General features: G+C 66.9%; 13 protein-coding genes. 5 read left to right on the top strand and 8 right to left on the bottom strand.

Annotated features, from left to right (window positions below; translation table 11 throughout):
* Nucleotides 1-59: 59 nt before the first annotated feature.
* The 3 genes from A9973_RS13870 to A9973_RS13860 all read right to left on the bottom strand — a co-directional run bounded on the left by A9973_RS13870 (nucleotide 60) and on the right by A9973_RS13860 (nucleotide 2,631).
* Complete coding sequence (locus tag A9973_RS13870; RefSeq protein ID WP_183014340.1) at nucleotides 60-758, bottom strand: DUF6776 family protein; 699 nt, start codon at nucleotides 756-758, stop codon at nucleotides 60-62.
* Between the two features lie 146 nt (nucleotides 759-904).
* Nucleotides 905-1,591 (bottom strand): N-acetylmuramate alpha-1-phosphate uridylyltransferase MurU, encoded by a 687-nt coding sequence (murU, locus tag A9973_RS13865; RefSeq protein WP_183014339.1) that lies wholly within the window; start codon nucleotides 1,589-1,591, stop codon nucleotides 905-907.
* Nucleotides 1,591-2,631, bottom strand: coding sequence for an aminoglycoside phosphotransferase family protein (locus A9973_RS13860; RefSeq protein WP_183014338.1), 1,041 nt, complete (start codon nucleotides 2,629-2,631; stop codon nucleotides 1,591-1,593). The genes murU and A9973_RS13860 overlap by 1 nt, the downstream gene beginning before the upstream one ends.
* 169 nt (nucleotides 2,632-2,800) lie before the next feature.
* Here A9973_RS13860 and A9973_RS13855 point away from each other — a divergent pair, with 169 nt between their 5' ends.
* The 3 genes from A9973_RS13855 to rsmA are packed head-to-tail and all read left to right on the top strand — an operon-like array spanning nucleotide 2,801 to nucleotide 7,596.
* Nucleotides 2,801-5,206 (top strand): LPS-assembly protein LptD, encoded by a 2,406-nt coding sequence (locus tag A9973_RS13855; protein WP_183014337.1) that lies wholly within the window; start codon nucleotides 2,801-2,803, stop codon nucleotides 5,204-5,206.
* Nucleotides 5,203-6,786, top strand: coding sequence for a peptidylprolyl isomerase (locus A9973_RS13850; protein ID WP_183014336.1), 1,584 nt, complete (start codon nucleotides 5,203-5,205; stop codon nucleotides 6,784-6,786). Before A9973_RS13855 ends, A9973_RS13850 begins: the two co-directional genes overlap by 4 nt.
* An 18-nt stretch (nucleotides 6,787-6,804) precedes the next feature.
* Nucleotides 6,805-7,596, top strand: coding sequence for a 16S rRNA (adenine(1518)-N(6)/adenine(1519)-N(6))-dimethyltransferase RsmA (gene rsmA / locus A9973_RS13845; protein WP_183014335.1), 792 nt, complete (start codon nucleotides 6,805-6,807; stop codon nucleotides 7,594-7,596).
* Between the two features lie 59 nt (nucleotides 7,597-7,655).
* On the opposite strand, the gene A9973_RS13840 is transcribed toward rsmA, so the two are convergent.
* Nucleotides 7,656-8,798 carry a glycerate kinase gene (locus A9973_RS13840; protein WP_183014334.1) on the bottom strand — a complete coding sequence of 381 codons (1,143 nt, stop codon included), beginning with the start codon at nucleotides 8,796-8,798 and terminating at the stop codon, nucleotides 7,656-7,658.
* Nucleotides 8,799-8,903: 105 nt separating this feature from the next.
* Here A9973_RS13840 and pyk point away from each other — a divergent pair, with 105 nt between their 5' ends.
* Nucleotides 8,904-10,346: a pyruvate kinase gene (gene pyk, locus A9973_RS13835; RefSeq protein ID WP_183014333.1), complete on the top strand. Its 1,443-nt coding sequence runs from the start codon at nucleotides 8,904-8,906 to the stop codon at nucleotides 10,344-10,346.
* Nucleotides 10,347-10,391: 45 nt separating this feature from the next.
* On the opposite strand, the gene A9973_RS13830 is transcribed toward pyk, so the two are convergent.
* On the bottom strand, nucleotides 10,392-11,621 hold the full coding sequence (locus tag A9973_RS13830; protein WP_183014332.1) for a nucleoside recognition domain-containing protein: 1,230 nt from the start codon (nucleotides 11,619-11,621) through the stop codon (nucleotides 10,392-10,394).
* A 146-nt stretch (nucleotides 11,622-11,767) separates the two neighbouring features.
* On the opposite strand from A9973_RS13830, the gene A9973_RS13825 reads away from it, so the two are divergent.
* Nucleotides 11,768-14,074: an acyl-CoA dehydrogenase gene (locus tag A9973_RS13825; RefSeq protein WP_183014331.1), complete on the top strand. Its 2,307-nt coding sequence runs from the start codon at nucleotides 11,768-11,770 to the stop codon at nucleotides 14,072-14,074.
* On the opposite strand, the gene def is transcribed toward A9973_RS13825, so the two are convergent.
* From def to A9973_RS13810, 3 genes are read right to left on the bottom strand one after another with little or no spacing between them, the layout of a single operon-like run.
* Nucleotides 14,071-14,604: a peptide deformylase gene (def, locus tag A9973_RS13820; RefSeq protein WP_183014330.1), complete on the bottom strand. Its 534-nt coding sequence runs from the start codon at nucleotides 14,602-14,604 to the stop codon at nucleotides 14,071-14,073. The genes A9973_RS13825 and def overlap by 4 nt on opposite strands.
* A gap of 15 nt (nucleotides 14,605-14,619) precedes the next feature.
* Complete coding sequence (gloA, locus tag A9973_RS13815; protein ID WP_169270708.1) at nucleotides 14,620-15,015, bottom strand: lactoylglutathione lyase; 396 nt, start codon at nucleotides 15,013-15,015, stop codon at nucleotides 14,620-14,622.
* An 11-nt stretch (nucleotides 15,016-15,026) separates the two neighbouring features.
* Nucleotides 15,027-16,169 carry a 2-aminoethylphosphonate--pyruvate transaminase gene (locus A9973_RS13810; protein ID WP_183014329.1) on the bottom strand — a complete coding sequence of 381 codons (1,143 nt, stop codon included), beginning with the start codon at nucleotides 16,167-16,169 and terminating at the stop codon, nucleotides 15,027-15,029.
* Nucleotides 16,170-16,184: the final 15 nt, after the last annotated feature.

Below are 16,184 nucleotides of genomic sequence, written 5' to 3'. Positions count from 1 at the left end.
TTGCCAGGCGAAAAAAAACCCGCCGGATCAGGGCGGGTTTCGCAGCGGCGCCGAAGGCGTCAGTTGCGTACGTAATAGATGCGCATCGCCTGCTGCTTCTGGCCGCCGTCCATCACGCGCAGCACCACCACCTTGGGGGTGAAGCCGTCGGGCAGCTTCAACTGGCCCAGGGCGTAGTCGTAGCGGTCCACATTGAGCGCCGGGCCTTCCGGCGTGACGGTGGCGGCGCGGCCGTTGGGGTAGCTGCCGTCGATGGAGAACGTGAGCGTGCCCTTGAAGGGCGCGCCGGTGCGCTCTTCGCGCATGACCAGCACCTGGTAGTCCAGCTGGCCGGGGGCGCGCTTGAATGTGGCCGAGCGGATGCCCAGGTTGCCGCCGCGCGGATCGGGCGGCATGGCGTCCTGGAACAAGACCAGTTCCTTGTTCATCGTCTCGATCCGGGTGCGGGACTCGGCCAGGTCAGCCGTCAGCTTTTCGTGGCCCGACTTGTTGGCGTCGCGCTGCTGGATGGCTTCGTCCAGCTGGGTCTGCAGGCGCTGGCGTTCCAGGTTGGAGGCGCTGAGCTCGCTGTGCAGCGACTCGGACTGCTCTACGGTCAGGCGTTGCGGCCCGTAGTTGGTTTGCAGGAAGAGCACGCCGCCCGCACCCAGGGCAATCCCCACAAGCAGCAGGACGAGCCAGCGCGGCAGGCGCCGCGTGCGTTGACCGGGTTGGTATACGGAGGGCTTGAATACAGCCCGTTGCGATCTTCCAAACATCCCCATTCCTAGAAAACTTCCTGTGTGTTGCTCGTCCGCACGGTGCCCGCGCGTGCCAAAGCGTCAGAGAATACCCCGTTACCCGGGGGCGTTGGGTGCGCGGAAAATCCTGGTTGCGCACCTTGATATTGTGAAATATGTGAGCATCAACGCGCGGCTGCGAGGAGCTCGGCGTCCAGGTCGGCAAGCCGTTGAGGGGTGCCGACATCGGTCCATCGGCCGGTATGATGCGCGCCGCAGGCCAGGCCTTTGGCCATCGCTTGCCTGAAAAGGGGCAGCATGGGCATCGCCGCGCCGCGCGGGACATCCGCGAACAACGAGGGATGGTAGACGGCGATGCCTGCATAGGTCAAACGAGGTTCCCCTTGGACGTGCAGGCTGCCGTCGGGCGCCAGCCTGAAATCGCCGCCGGGGTGCTGGACCGGGTTGTCCACCATCAGCAGCCACGCCCCGCCGTCGGGCAGGCCGGTGGCAAGCCCCGGGGCGGCCGCGGGATCCCAGTCGCACCAGACATCCCCGTTCATCACCAGGAAGGGGGCGTCCCCCAACAGCGGCAGCGCCTGCGCGATGCCGCCGGCCGTTTCCAGCGCGGTGCCTTCCACCGAATAGCGGATCCTCACGCCGAAGGCGGCGCCGTCGCCCAGCGCGCGCTCGATTTCGTGGCCCAGCCAGGCGTGGTTGATGACGACGTCGCGGATGCCGGCCGCAGCCAGACGCTCCAGGTGCCAGACGATCAGCGGCTTGCCGCCGGCCGCCAGCAGAGGCTTGGGCAGGCGGTCGGTCAGCGGGCGCATGCGTTCGCCGCGGCCGGCGGCAAGGATCATCGCCTGCATCAGAAGGTGTATCCGACGCTGACCTGGCGGTCGTCCAGCTTGTCCAGCAGGCGCAGCAGGGGGGTGAAGACGCCGTAGCGCTGGGCCACCTGGCGCACGTAGCCGTTCACGCGCGGCATGTGGCCCAGGTAGTGCGTCTTGCCGTCGCGGTGGTTCAAGCGGGCGAAGACGCCCAGGATGCGCAGGTTGCGCTGCAGGCCCATCCACTCGTAGGCGCGGTGGAAGTCGGCGAAATCGGCCTCGACCGGCAGCCCGGCGGCGCGCGCCATCTCCCAGTAGCGGATGGCCCAGTCCAACTGCTGCGGCTCTTCCCAGGTGGTGCGGGCGTCGGTCACCAGCGACGCCAGGTCATAGGTGATGGGGCCAGCCAGCGCGTCCTGGAAGTCGATGATGCCCGGGTTGGGGCCGTACTGCGGCTGATCGCACACCATGAGGTTGGGCGAATGGAAGTCGCGGTGCACCAGCACCTGCGCTTGCCCGCCATTGCTGGCCGACAGCAGCGCGAAGATCTTTTCCAGCGCGTTGGAGGTCTTGTCGTCCAGCGCGTGGCCATGGTGCTTTCGCACATACCATTCGGGGAACAGTTTGAGCTCGTCGGCCAGCCGGGCGCTGTCATAGGACGCCAGCCCGGCGGTGGACGCCTTCTGCAGCTGGACCAGGGCGGCCAGCGCCTCGCGGTACAGCGTCTGGAGCTGGTTGTCGGGCATCCCGGCCTGGATGCGCTGGTAGTAGGTCTGTTCACCCAGGTCGGACAGCAGCAGCAGGCCCAGGCCCAGGTCCTCTGCCAGCACCACGGGCACGTTCAAGCCGGCGTCGGCCAGCAACCGGCCCACATGCAGGAAGGGGCGGCAGTCTTCGTGGGCGGGGGGCGCGTCCATGACAATCAGGGTGCGCGCGCCGGCGTCCAGCCTGAAATACCGGCGGAAACTGGCATCGGCGGAGGCGGGGCGCAGCGTGTCCAAGGCCAGTTCCAGGTCGGCGGGCAGGCTATCCAGCCAGTTGCGGATCTGCGCCAGGCGGGGGTCGTGATCGTTTTTCAAGGAAGATCCGTGTCAGAAAGGCAATATTGCTGAAATTTGCGTTCGGCGCACATAAGGCTGGGCGTATGGCGCGGCTTCTCTATAATACCGGCTCGTTTCCGTTCGCATTGGCCCTTCCGCGGCGCCGGTGCCAGGTTTCCCCATCGTCACAAAAGGGCTGTTTTCACTCGTGCGCAAGGTTCGGTGGTTGATCCTCTCTGCTGTCAGCGTCGCCGCCGGGGCCGTTCAGGCCCAAGGCAGCCAGGATCCGGCTTCCGCCGCGTCATCCGCCAGCGCGTCGCCCGCGGCCCCCGAGCTGCGCACGTCCCCCGGTTTGCGGATGCACCGCTTGCCGGACGGCAGCATCCCCGCCTATATGGAAGCGGACAGCATCCAGGGCGATCCTGATTCCGACCTGACCCTGACCGGCAGCGCGCAAGTGCGCCGTATCGACGGCATCATCAAGGGCGACCGGATCAACTACCGCAAGGACACGGGCGAAGTCGACGTGCAGGGCAACGCGCGCATGATGCGCGACGGCACGCTGGTGACCGGCCCCAACGCCAAGTTCAACGTCGACAAGTATTCCGGCGAAGTCGAAAAGCCCAATTTCTGGATGGGGGCTGCCGGCGGTTTCGCCGTTGCCGAGCACGCGGACATTTTCAGCAAGTCGCAGATGCGGCTGCACACCGTCACGTATAGCGGCTGCGCATGCGAGACGCCGTCCTGGTACATCAAGGCCAACACGGTCGACATCGACTTCGATGAGAACGAAGGCGTGGCGCGCAATGGCGTGCTGTATTTCAAGGACGTGCCGATCCTGGCGTCGCCGTACATGACCTTTCCGGTCAAGAAGGAACGCAAATCGGGCTTCCTGATGCCGACCTACGGCACGACGAGCCAGGGCGGTTTTGACTTCTCGCTGCCGTACTACATGAATCTGGCGCCCAACTACGACGCGACGATCCAGCCACGCTATTTCTCCAAGCGCGGCATGCAGCTGGGCGCCGAATTCCGCTATCTGGGCGCGGGATACGCGGGCACCCTTGACGGCACCTATCTGCCTAACGACAACGTCACCAGCGAAGACCGCTGGATGTACTGGTGGCGCCATCAGCAGCAGTTCTCGCATGGTTTCTATGCGGACTGGGACATCGCCAAGGTTTCGGACGACAACTATTTCCGGGATATTTCCCAACTGGGCCTGAACCAGGCGTCCACCACCTACCTGCCGCAACGTGCGCGGGTGGGCTGGTCCTCCACATACTGGAGCACGTACGCGCAGGTCTACAAGTACCAGACGCTGCAAGATCCGGCCGCGCCGCTGGTGCCCCCTTACGACAAGGTTCCCGAGCTCTATCTGCGGGGTGCCCGTTATGACTGGGGCGGCTTCGACGTGGACTGGACATCGACCGCCGTGCGTTTCCAGATACCGACCGTGGCTGGCCGCCGCAGCGGTCCGGAAGGCGATCGCCTGCAGTCTTACCCCACCGTGTCCTATCCGATTGTGAGGCCGGGCTGGTTCATCATCCCGAAGGCGGGGGTGAACTACACCCAGTACCAGACCAATTGGTACGGCAGCGATTGGCTGGGCCTGAATTCGGGCACGTCCAACGCAGGCACATCTTTCGGCTATCCGTCGACGCAATCGCGCACGGTGCCGATCATGTCCCTGGACGCGGGCATGATCTTCGAACGCGACACCTCGCTGTTCGGCAAGGCCTCCACGCAGACGCTGGAGCCGCGCCTGTACTACCTGCGCGTGCCGTATCGCGATCAGTCCAAGCTGCCCGTCTACGACACTTCGCTGGCGGATTTCAGCTTCTCGCAGGCCTTCGAAGAGAACATCTACACCGGCGGCTGGGATCGCATATCCAATGCCAATCAGCTGACCGCCGCGTTGACGACGCGCTGGCTGGACGCCAACACCGGTTTCGAGCGCATGTCGCTGGCCGTGGCGCAGCGCCTGTACTTCGCGGATCAGCAGGTCACCCTGCCGGGCGAGACGCCGCGTGAAAACGTGCGCTCCGACTTCCTGGTGGGCGCCAGCGCCGCGCTGACCGACACGCTCAGCACCGACGTGGCGGCGCAGTACAACCCCTACGAAAACCAATGGTCGCGCGGGCTGATCAGCGCACGCTGGTCGCCGCAGCGACTGACGACGGTGGCGGTGTCGTACCGTTATCAGCGTGACCCCCAAACCGGGGTTTCGTACCAGCCGCAGGGCCAGAACCAGGTCAGCCTGGCGTTGCAGTGGCCCTTCACCAAGCGCTGGTACGGCGTTGGCCGGGTGGACTATTCGTTGCGTTCCGGGCCGTCCAGCACGGTGGCCAACACGACGGAGTCCCCACGCGTCACGCAGGCCATCGCCGGCCTGGAGTACAAAGGCGATTGCTGCTGGGTGGGCCGCGTGGTCTACCAGCGCTATGCCGTATCGGCGACGGACGCCAACTCCGCCGTGTTCTTCCAGCTTGAGTTGACCGGCCTGGGTTCCTTGGGGACCGATCCGATGAACCTGCTGAACAGAAGTATCCCCGGCTACACCAGCATTACACCGCCTGTGCCGGCTGGGACCACATTTGAAAGGTATGAATGATGCGTAGGTTGCACTCTTTGCGCCGCCTGTCCGGCAGCGCGCTGTTGCTGGCCCTTTGCGCCGGCCTGCCCGCCGCGCATGCGGCCGAGCAGACTGGCCGGGCCGCGAACAATGGCGCCAAGGCCGCGCCGCAGGCCGCGGCGCCTGCAGCAAAGGGCGAGCAGTTCGTCGACGGCATCGCCGCCGTGGTCGACAAGGATGTGATCACGTTGCGCGAATTGCGCGATGCGTCGCTCCGCATTTCGGGCGAGCTGAAGTCGCGCGGCATCCAGGTGCCCGACGACCAGACCTTGCAGCATCAAGTCTTGCAGCGCCTGATCATGGAGCGCGTGCAGCGCCACGAGGCCGACCGCCTGGGCATCCGCGTGGATGACGCCCAAGTCGATCAGGCCATCCAGACCATCTCTGGCCGCAACAAGATCAGCGTGGCGCAACTGCGCGCCGAAATCGAAAAATCGGGCACGTCGTGGGACGCCTACCGCAAATCGCTGCGCGATGAGATCCGCACGGATCGCCTGCGCCAGCGCGCGGTGGACTCCACCATCGTCATTTCCGACACCGAAGTCGATGCTTTCCTGAAGGACCAGCGCCGCAATCCGGCGTTCGGCGCCGCGCCGCAAGCGGCGCCCCAGCCCCAGGCCCAGCCTGAGCAGAAGCCCGAGCAAGCCGCCGCGCCCGCAGGCCCCATGCTCTACGCGCTGGCGCAGATCCTGGTGCGCGTGCCGGAAGGCTCGTCGTCCGAACAACTGGCCGCCTTGCGCAAGAAGGCCGAAGGCATCCTGGCGCGCGCCAAGCGCGGCGACGATTTCGCCAGCCTGGCCGCAGCGTCCTCGGATGGCCCCGAAGCCCTGCAGGGCGGCGTCATGGGCGTGCGCCCGCTGGACGGCTGGCCCGATCTGTTCGTCAAGGCCATCGGCAATCTGCAGAAGGGCGAAGTGACGAACCTGATCCAGAGCGGCAACGGTTTCCACATCATCAAGGTGATGGACCGCGGCACGGCGCAACCGGCTCCTGGCCGTACCGCCCGTGCCCCGGCGCCCGCGCAGGCCCCGCAGCCCCAGCAGCCCGCCGCGCGCCCGCAAGCCGCCGCGCCGCAAGGGCCGACGGAAGTCATGCAGACCCGCGCGCGCCACATCCTGATCAAGACCTCCACCGTCATGAGCGACGAGACCGCGCGCCAACGCCTGGAGCAGGTGCGCCAGCGCCTGGTGGCCGGCGATGCGAAGTTCGAAGACATGGCGCGCCAGTACTCGCAGGACTCGACCGCGCCGCAAGGCGGCGAACTGGGATGGCTGAACCCGGGTGAAACCGTGCCGCCGTTCGAAGCCGCCATGAATGCCTTGAAGCCGGGCGAAATCAGCCCCCCGATCCAGTCGCCTTTCGGTTGGCACTTGATCCAGGTTGAAGAGCGCCGCCAGCATGACGTCACCGACGAATTGGCCCGCATGAAGGCGCGCCAGATCCTGTTCGAGCGCCGTGCCCAGCCTGCTTTCGAAGATTGGCTCGACCAGTTGCGCGCTCAGGCGTACGTCGACAACCGTCTTGAAAAGCAGCAGAAGATCCAGCAGAACAACCGCTAAACGCATTACGGGCTTTTCATGTCTCAACACCAGGCGCGCAAGCGCTTTGGCCAGAACTTCCTGACCGACGAAAGCGTCGTCGAGTCCATCGTCCGGGCGGTTGCTCCCGCCCGTGACGATGCCGTGGTCGAAATCGGCCCGGGTTTGTCTGCGCTTACCCGGCCGCTGCTCGAGCGGTTGGATCATCTGACTGCGGTCGAAATCGACCGCGATCTGGCCGCCCGGCTGCGCAAGCAGTTCGATGCCACCCGCCTGACCGTCGTCGAAGCCGACGCGCTGACGGTGGATTTTTCGCAGTTCGGCAGCGCGCTGCGTGTCGTGGGCAATTTGCCCTACAACATCTCCAGCCCGTTGCTGTTCCACCTGATGGCATGGGCCGACCACATCCGCGACCAGCATTTCATGCTGCAGCGCGAAGTGATCGACCGCATGGTCGCGCAGCCGGGGTCGGGCGATTTCAGCCGCCTGTCCGTGATGCTGCAATCGCGCTACCGCATGCACAAACTATTCGACGTGCCACCCGAAGCCTTCGATCCGCCGCCCAAGGTGGTGTCGGCCATCGTGCGCATGGTGCCGCTGCCGGCGGACCGCCTGCGTCCCGTCAGCACACGGGCCTTCGAGACGGTGGTGGCGCGCGCGTTCTCGCAGCGCCGCAAGATGCTGCGCCGCGTGTTGGCCGACTGGGCGTCGCAAGTGCCCTGGGAAGCGCTGGACATTGCGCCGACGGCGCGCGCCGAAGACATCTCGGTGGACCGCTACATCCGCTTGTCGGATGCGCTGGTGGAAGCGGGCATTCTGCAATCCGCTTGAAACGCGATCCCAAATGAAAAAGCCCGCTGATGCGGGTTTTTTCATTTTACGGCCGGCATCTACAGCATGCGTTTTTGCGCCGCCATCCACAGCTGCATCACATCGCGCGCGCGGTCGGCAAGCAGTTTTTCGGCATCCGTCAGCGCCTGTTGCAGCGTGATCGGACCGGGTGCCAGGCTGAACGCGGCGCTGATGCCGCAGGCGTGCAGCGCCTCGTAGCCTTCGCCCAGCGATCCCGCCAGCGCCACGACCGGTACGCCCGCCTGCTGCGCGATCCGGGCCACGCCTGCGGGCGTCTTGCCGCGCAGCGTCTGCGCGTCCATGCGGCCTTCGCCGGTGAATACCAGCGTGGCGCCTTCAATGGCTTCCGCCAACCCGCCCAGTTCGGCCACGATCTGGACGCCGGGCCGGAAGTGCGCCTGCAGGAAGGCGTGAGCGGCAAACCCCAAGCCGCCGGCGGCGCCCGCGCCGGGCACGTTGCGGTGGTCGGCGCCCAGATGCCGCGCACAGACGTCCGCGAAATTCGTCAGCATCCGGTCCAGCGCCAGCACCTGTTCCGGCGTGGCGCCTTTCTGCGGGCCGAAGATGTGCGAGGCGCCTTGCGGGCCGCACAGCGGATTGTCGACGTCGGAGGCGATGTCGATGCGGATGCCGGCCAGGCGCGGGTCCAGCCCGCGCGTATCCAGGCTGGCCAGCTTGCCGAGTGCGCCGCCGCCGGGCGGCAGGCTGTGGCCTTCCGCGTCCAGCAGGCGCACGCCGAGCGCCGTCAGCATGCCGGCGCCGGCATCGTTGGTGGCGGAGCCGCCCAATCCCAGGATGATGCGCGTGGCGCCCGCGTTGACGGCTGCCAGCATCAGTTCGCCCACGCCGTGGCTGCTGGCGCGCATCGGGTCGCGCTTGGAGGGCGCGATCAGTTCCAGGCCCGCCGCCGCGGCCATTTCGATGATGGCGGTACCGTCTTCCAGCAAGCCCCAGACGGCATCGACCTTGTAGCCCAGCGCGTCGTTGACGGTCAGTTGCTGTTCCTTGCCACCGGTCGCTGCCAGCACGGCTTCGACCGTGCCTTCGCCGCCGTCCGCCATCGGTACGCATATCGTGTGGGCCCCTGGGCACGCGGCTTTGACGCCGCGCGCAATGGCCGCCGCCGCATCGGGCGCGGAAACGCTTTCTTTGAAAGAGTCGGGAGCGATGACGATTTTCACGGGTTTGACTGGGCTCGTTATAGGTCGGTGTGACGACCATGATACCCGTGCGGACGCAGGCGGCGTACCATAACGCTTTCGTTGTTTTCGCGAGAGTGGACCGTCATGCCTGTATTGCGCCGCACCAAAATTGTCGCCACCCTGGGGCCTTCGACTTCGTCGCCCGAACGCATTGATGCATTGATCCGCGCAGGCCTGGACGTGGCCCGCCTGAACTTCTCGCACGGCAGCGCGGACGACCACCGCGAGCGCGCCCGACTGGTGCGCGAGATTGCCGCCAAGCAAGGCCGCTTCGTCGCCATCATGGGCGATCTGCAAGGCCCCAAGATCCGCATCGCGCGCTTCACGGACAAGCTGGTGCAATTGCAGGTCGGCCAACCGTTCACGCTGTCGCGCGTGCACCCCAAGGAAGCCGGCAACGCCAGCATCGTGGGCATCGATTATCCCGAGCTGGTGACGGATTGCCGCGTAGGCGACGAGCTGCTGCTGGATGACGGGCGCGTCGTGCTGGTGGTGGATCGCGTGGAAGGCGACGAGGTCCACACGACCGTGACGGTCGGCGGTCCGCTGTCGAACAACAAGGGCATCAACCGCCGCGGCGGCGGCTTGTCCGCGCCCAGCCTGACCGACAAGGACCGCGTCGACATCAAGCTGGCGGCGGAAATGGAGCTCGACTTCGTGGCCGTGTCGTTCCCGCGCTACGGCAGCGATATCGACGAAGCCCGCACCCTGCTGGCCCAGGCCGGCAGCCAGGCCTGGATCATCGCGAAGATCGAACGCGCCGAGGCGGTGGCGGACGACGAAGCGCTGGACTCGCTGATCCGCGCCAGCGACGGCGTGATGGTGGCGCGCGGCGACCTGGGCGTGGAAGTGGGCGACGCCGAACTGGTGGGCATCCAGAAGCGCATCATCCAGCACGCGCGCACGCTAAACAAGGTCGTGATCACGGCGACACAGATGATGGAGTCGATGATCTCCAGCCCCATGCCCACGCGCGCCGAAGTGTCGGACGTGGCCAATGCGGTGCTGGACTACACGGACGCCGTCATGCTGTCGGCCGAAAGCGCATCGGGCCAGTATCCGGTCGAGGCCGTGCAAGCCATGGCGCGCGTGTGCCTGGGCGCCGAAAAGCACCCGACCACGACGAAATCGCATCATCGCGTGGGAGAAACCTTCACACGCTGCGACGAGACCATCGCGCTGGCGGCCATGTACGCGGCCAACCACTTCCCCGGCGTGAAGGCCGTCATCGCGCTGACCGAAAGCGGGCACACGCCGTTGATCATGTCGCGCATCCGTTCGGGCGTGCCGATCTACTGCTACAGCCCGCACAGCTTGACGCAGAATCGCGTGGCGATGTTCCGCGGCGTCTACACGGTGCCGTTCGCGCCGTCGGAGTACGAGCCCGCAGACTTGAGCAACGCCGCCATCGACGAACTGCGCAAGCGCAACCTGGTGAAGGCGGGCGATTGGGTCGTCCTGACCAAGGGCGATTTCTACCGCGATAGCGGCGGCACCAACGGCATGAAGATCCTGCTGGTGGACTAAGGGCCTGGGGCCGGCTGGGACGGGGCGCAGGCCCCGCCGCGGCGCTCAACCGAAGAACCAGTAGCACACGCCGATCGCGGCCAGCACGCCGGCCAGGTCGGCGATCAGTGCGCAGCCCACCGCGTGGCGGGCCCGCAAGATTCCCACCGATCCGAAATACACCGCCAGCACGTAGAAGGTGGTCTCCGTGCTGCCCTGCATCACCGCGGCCAGCAAGGCCGGGAAGCTGTCCACGCCGTAGTGCGTCATGGTTTCCAGCATCATGGCGCGGGCCGCGCTGCCCGAAAACGGCTTGACCAGCGCCGTAGGCAGGGCGTCGACGAAACGCGTGTCCCAGCCGGCGGAATGCGCCAGCCAGCGGATGCCGTCCAGCAGGAAATCCAGCGCGCCCGAGGCCCGCAGCACGCCCACGGCGCACAGCATCGCCACCAGATAGGGCAACAGGCTTTTGGCGATGTCGAAGCCTTCCTTGGCGCCTTCGATGAAGGCCTCGTAGACGGGTACCTTCTTCCAGGCGCCCGCGATCAGGAACGCCAGCAGGATGCCGAACAGCGCCAGGTTGCCCATCAGCGACGACAGCGACGCGATGGCGGCGGCCGACATGCTGGCCAGCAGCGCCATGAAGCCGCCCATGACCAGCGCCGCGCCGCCCAGCCACAGCATCACGACCGGATCCGCCAGGCGCAGCCGCTGGCACGCGGCGACCGCCAGGAAGCCCGCCAGCGTCGAGGCGCTGGTGGCCAGCAGGATCGGCAGGAACACCAGCGTGGGGTCGGCCGCGCCCTGTTGCGCGCGGAACATGAAAAGCGTGACCGGCAACAGCGTCAGCGATGAGGCGTTCAGCACCAGGAAGAGGATCTGCGCGTTGCTGGCGGTTTCGGGCGTGGGGTTCAGCGATTGGAGTTCCCGCATGGCGCGCAGGCCGATCGGCGTGGCCGCGTTGTCCAGCCCCAGGCCGTTGGCGGCGAAGTTCAGCGTGATCAGGCCGATGGCGGGATGGTTGCGCGGCACCTCGGGCATCAGGCGCGCGAACAGCGGCCCCAGCAGGCGGGCCAGCCGTTCCACCAGCCCGGCGCCTTCTGCGATGCGCAGGAACCCCAGCCACAGCGTCAGCGTGCCGAACAGCAGCACCATGACTTCCACGGACACGCGCGCCATGTCGAACAGGCTGGCCACCATCAGCCGGAAGACGTCGGGGTCGCCGACGGCCAGCCAGCGGTACAGGGCGGCGGCGGCTGCGGTCAGGAAAAAGCCCAGCCAGAGTTTGTTCAGCATGCGGAATGTGCCCGGATAGCGGTTGATTGCGCACAGCGCGGCGACGCTTATTGTCGCAGAGTCAGCACGCCCGGGCTTGGCCGCCCGCCGCCAATTCTGGTACTTTGACCTGATACGCCCCAGGGCCATAACAGTGAGGGACACTCATGGATTTCAATGCCTGGCGCCGGCGCCGCATCTCGGAACCCGCGTACCGCTGGGCGCGCAACGCCCTGCCGGCCATGTCCGCCACCGAGCGCGAGGCCATCGAGGCCGGAGACACCTGGTGGGATGCCGACCTGTTCACGGGCAACCCCGACTGGCGCAAGCTGCTGGACGTGCCCGCCGCCACGCTGACCCGCGAAGAGCAGGCCTTCATCGACGGCCCGGTGGCGCAGTTGTGCGCCATGCTGGATGAATGGGACATCACCTGGAACCGGCGCGACCTGCCGCCGGCGGTCTGGGCTTTCCTGAAAGCGCAGCGCTTCTTCGGCATGATCATCCCGCGCCGCTACGGCGGCCTGGGCTTTTCCCCCTATGCGCATTCCGAAGTGGTCAGGCGGATTTCGGCGTACTCCATCACCGCGGGCGTGACGGTCATGGTGCCGAATTCGCTGGGGCCGGGCGAATTGCTGATGCAGTTTGGCACGCCCGCGCAGCGCGACTACTGGCTGCCGCGCCTGGCCGACGGCCGTGAAGTGCCGTGCTTCGGCCTCACCAGCCCCGAGGCGGGCTCGGACGCCGCGTCGATGGTGGACACGGGCATTGTCTGCCGCCAGGTGGTGGACGGCCGCGAACTGATCGGCATCCGGCTGAACTGGCATAAGCGCTACATCACGCTGGGGCCCGTCGCCACGGTGCTGGGCCTGGCATTCAAGATGTCCGACCCCGACGGCATCCTGGGCGGCGCTGCGGACATCGGCATTTCGGTGGCGCTGGTGCCCACCGAGGCGCCTGGCGTGGAGATCGGACGGCGCCACCTGCCCGCCATGCAGGTGTTCCAGAACGGCCCCAACACGGGCCGCGACGTATTCGTGCCGCTGGACGCGCTGATCGGCGGCGAGGCGCGCGCGGGCCAGGGCTGGAAGATGCTGATGAGCGCGTTGGCGGCAGGGCGCGGCATTTCGCTGCCGTCGCTGTCGGCCGCCGCCGCCGTCATGTGCGCGCACACCACGGGCATGTATGCGCGGGTGCGCGAGCAGTTCGGCATCCCCGTCGGCAAGTTCGAAGGCGTGCAGGAACAGCTGGCTCAGCTGGCGGGCAACGCCTACATGGTGGAAGCGGCCCGGCGCCTGACTTGCGCCGCCTTGAATCAAGACGTGAAGCCGGCCGTCGTGTCGGGCATCATGAAATACCACGCGACCGAGCGCATGCGCGGTTCGGTGAACGCCGCGATGGACGTGCACGCGGGGCGCGCCGTGATGGACGGGCCCGGCAATTACTTGGGCGGGCTGTACCGCGCGGTGCCGATCGCCATCACGGTCGAAGGCGCCAACATCCTGACGCGCAACCTGATCATCTTCGGCCAGGGCGCCATTCGGGCCCATCCCTATTTGATGCCGGAAATGCTGGCGCTGGCCAATCCGGACGAAGAGCGCGGCATCGAGGTCTTCCACGACGTGTTCTGGCGGCATTTGCGCCACGCAGGCAAGAACACGCTGCGCGCGATCGGCCGCGCATGGACGGGTGCGGTCCTGGCGCCTTCGCCGGTGTCGGGCCCGACGGCCGGTCACTACCGGCGGCTGGGGCGCTATGCCTCAGGGTTCGCGCTGCTGGCTGACGCCACCCTGGCGCAATTGGGCGGCGGGCTGAAGCGGCGCGAAATGATCTCGGCACGGCTGGGCGACATCCTGTCCGAGCTCTATCTGCTGTCGGCGGTGTTGAAGCGTTGGGAGGACGAAGGGCGCAAGCACGACGACCTGCCGCTGGTGCATTGGTGCATGGAGCAAGGCTATGCCAGCATCGAAAAGAGCCTGGACCAGGTAATGCGCAATTTGCCGGGACGCATGCTGGCGTGGGGGCTGCGCGCGGCCATCCTGCCACTGCGTCTGGCCAAGGGGCCGGACGACGCCTTGACGCGCGAGTGCGCGGAGCTGTTGCTGAAACCGTCGCCCACGCACGTGCGGCTGGCGGCCGACCTGCATCGGGAACCTGGCAATGCGCCGCCGGCGGGCGTGCTGCTTGGGGCGGGCCGGGCGGGCGGCGACCCGTTGGCCGATCTGACCCGCGCGTTTGCGCTGGTGGACGCCGTGCAGCCGATCCGCGACCGGCTGCGCCAATCGGGCGTGCGCGACTGGCGCGAAGCGCATCTGCGCGGTGCGATCACCGACTCCCAGGCCACGCAGCTGGAAGCGGCGGAGGCGCTGGTGTCGAAGGTCCTGCAGGTGGATGATTTCGCGCCGGCGGAATTGTCGCCGCAGGCGGCGAACGCATCGGATGCGGCCGCTGCGGCGAACCCGAACCCGGGCGTCTAGTCGTCGGCGTTCGGGTCCATGCCCGGGAACAGGATTTCGGTGAAGCCGAACTTCGAGAAATCCTGGATGCGCGACGGATAGAGGCGGCCGATCAAGTGGTCGCACTCGTGCTGCACCACGCGGGCGTGGAAGCCTTCGGCTTCGCGCTCGATCAACTGGCCATAGGGGTCGCGGCCGCTGTAGCGGATGTGGCGGTAGCGCGGCACCTGCCCGCGCAGGCCTGGCACCGACAGGCAGCCTTCCCAGCCGTCTTCCATCTCGTCCGACAGCGGCGTGATGACCGGATTGCACAGGATGGTTTGCGGCACGGGAGGCGCATCCGGATAGCGCTCGTTGCGGTCGAACCCGAAGATCACCAGCTGCAAGTCCACGCCGATCTGCGGCGCGGCCAAGCCCACGCCTTGCGCGGCCGCCATGGTCTCGAACATGTCGTCGATCAGGGCGTGCAGTTCAGGCGTGTCGAAACGATCAACAGGCGAGGCCACGCGCAACAGGCGCGGGTCGCCCATTTTCAGGATGGGATGGATCATGGCGGGCGTCCCGAATCAGTCTTGCCGTCCCTTTTTCTGGATGAACTCGATCTTGTAGCCGTCAGGATCTTCCACGAAAGCGATGACCGTCTTGCCGTGCTTCATGGGGCCGGCTTCGCGGGTGACCTTGCCGCCGCGTTCCTTGACCTTGTCACAGGCTTCGTAGGCGTTGTCGACTTCAAGCGCGATGTGGCCGTAGCCGTTGCCCAAGTCGTACTTTTCGGTGTCCCAGTTGTGGGTCAGTTCAATGACCGCGCCTTCGCTTTCGTCCTGATAGCCCACGAAGGCCAGCGTGAACTTGCCTTCCGGATAGTCGTTGCGGCGCAGGACGCGCATGCCGAGCACGTTGGTGTAGAAATCGATGGATTGGTCGAGGTTGCCGACTCGCAGCATGGTGTGGAGCATACGCATGGATATTTTCCTTAAGCGATGAGGGGTTGCGGGAAGCGCAGCGGGGCGCCGGCGCTTTCCCGGGTGATGCCGATGTCGCGCAGTGCGCCGCCCATGGCGTCGACCGCAAGCCGCATTTGTCCGGCGCCGAAAGCGCCGATGCAGCCGACCCGGAACGTGGGTTGTTCGGTGTTGCTGAAATTGCTGAGCACGTAGCCGCGCGCCTTGAGCGCGTCGACGAACAGCTGCAGGTTCCACGTCGGGGCGTCTGGTGCGCAGACATTGACGACGATGGGGCCCTGCAGGTCGCGCGGCAGGTGGGGCGCCAGGCCCAGTTCGATCACGCCATCATATAGCGTGTGCATGTTGGCCGTGTAGCGCGCGAGGCGGGCCTCGCGGCCTTCCTGTTGAAACAGTTCCAGGGCCACGGCCAGCGCAGCCAGCGTGGGCGCCGGCGGCGTGAAACGGGGGCCGGCGTTGGGAGCCAGCGTGTGCTGATAAATGTCGGCCAGGTCCAGCGACCAGCTGCCGGCGTTGCCGCGCGTGGCCTCCAGGCGGTCGACGCGGGCCACCACGAAGGCGGCGCCCGGCAGCCCTTCCAGGCATTTGTTGGCGGTCAGCACCACGGCGTCCACCGCGGGCAGGGCGGACAGGTCCAATGGCAGCGCGCCGAAGGCGGACACGGCGTCGATGATGACGCGGCGGCCCATCGCATGGGCGATGCGCGCCAGTTCGGGCACGTCATGGCAGATGCCGCTGCCGGTTTCACTGTAGACCAGCGCCAGGTGCGTCAGCGTGGGATCCCGTTCCAGGGCCGCCGCGACGGCCACCGGGTCCACGCGTTCGGCCGCGCCCACGGCCAGGGGCACGGCGACCCGGCCCGCATCGCCCGCCAGTTTCTGCAGGCGGGACGCGTAGGCGCCGGTGGACGGCGCCAGCAGGCGACCGCCGGGCGGCACGAAGGTGCGGATAGCGGCTTCCACCGCGAAGTGCCCGCAGCCGGGCAGCGCCAGCGCGGCGTGCGTATCGGGCGATGCCTGCGCCACGCGCAGCACGCCCGCGCAGACCTGCCGGTAGGTTTCGCGGAAATCGTTGTCCCAGGGCGCGTAATCCTGCGCCATGGCGGCCTTCACCCGCGCGTCGGTCGTGACCGGGCCGGGAATGAGCAGAAGCATCTTGTCTCTCCAGAG

The organism is Achromobacter sp. UMC46, from assembly GCF_014170335.1.
Taxonomy (GTDB): domain Bacteria; phylum Pseudomonadota; class Gammaproteobacteria; order Burkholderiales; family Burkholderiaceae_B; genus Achromobacter.
This window is presented reverse-complemented; position numbering and strand designations above follow the sequence as displayed.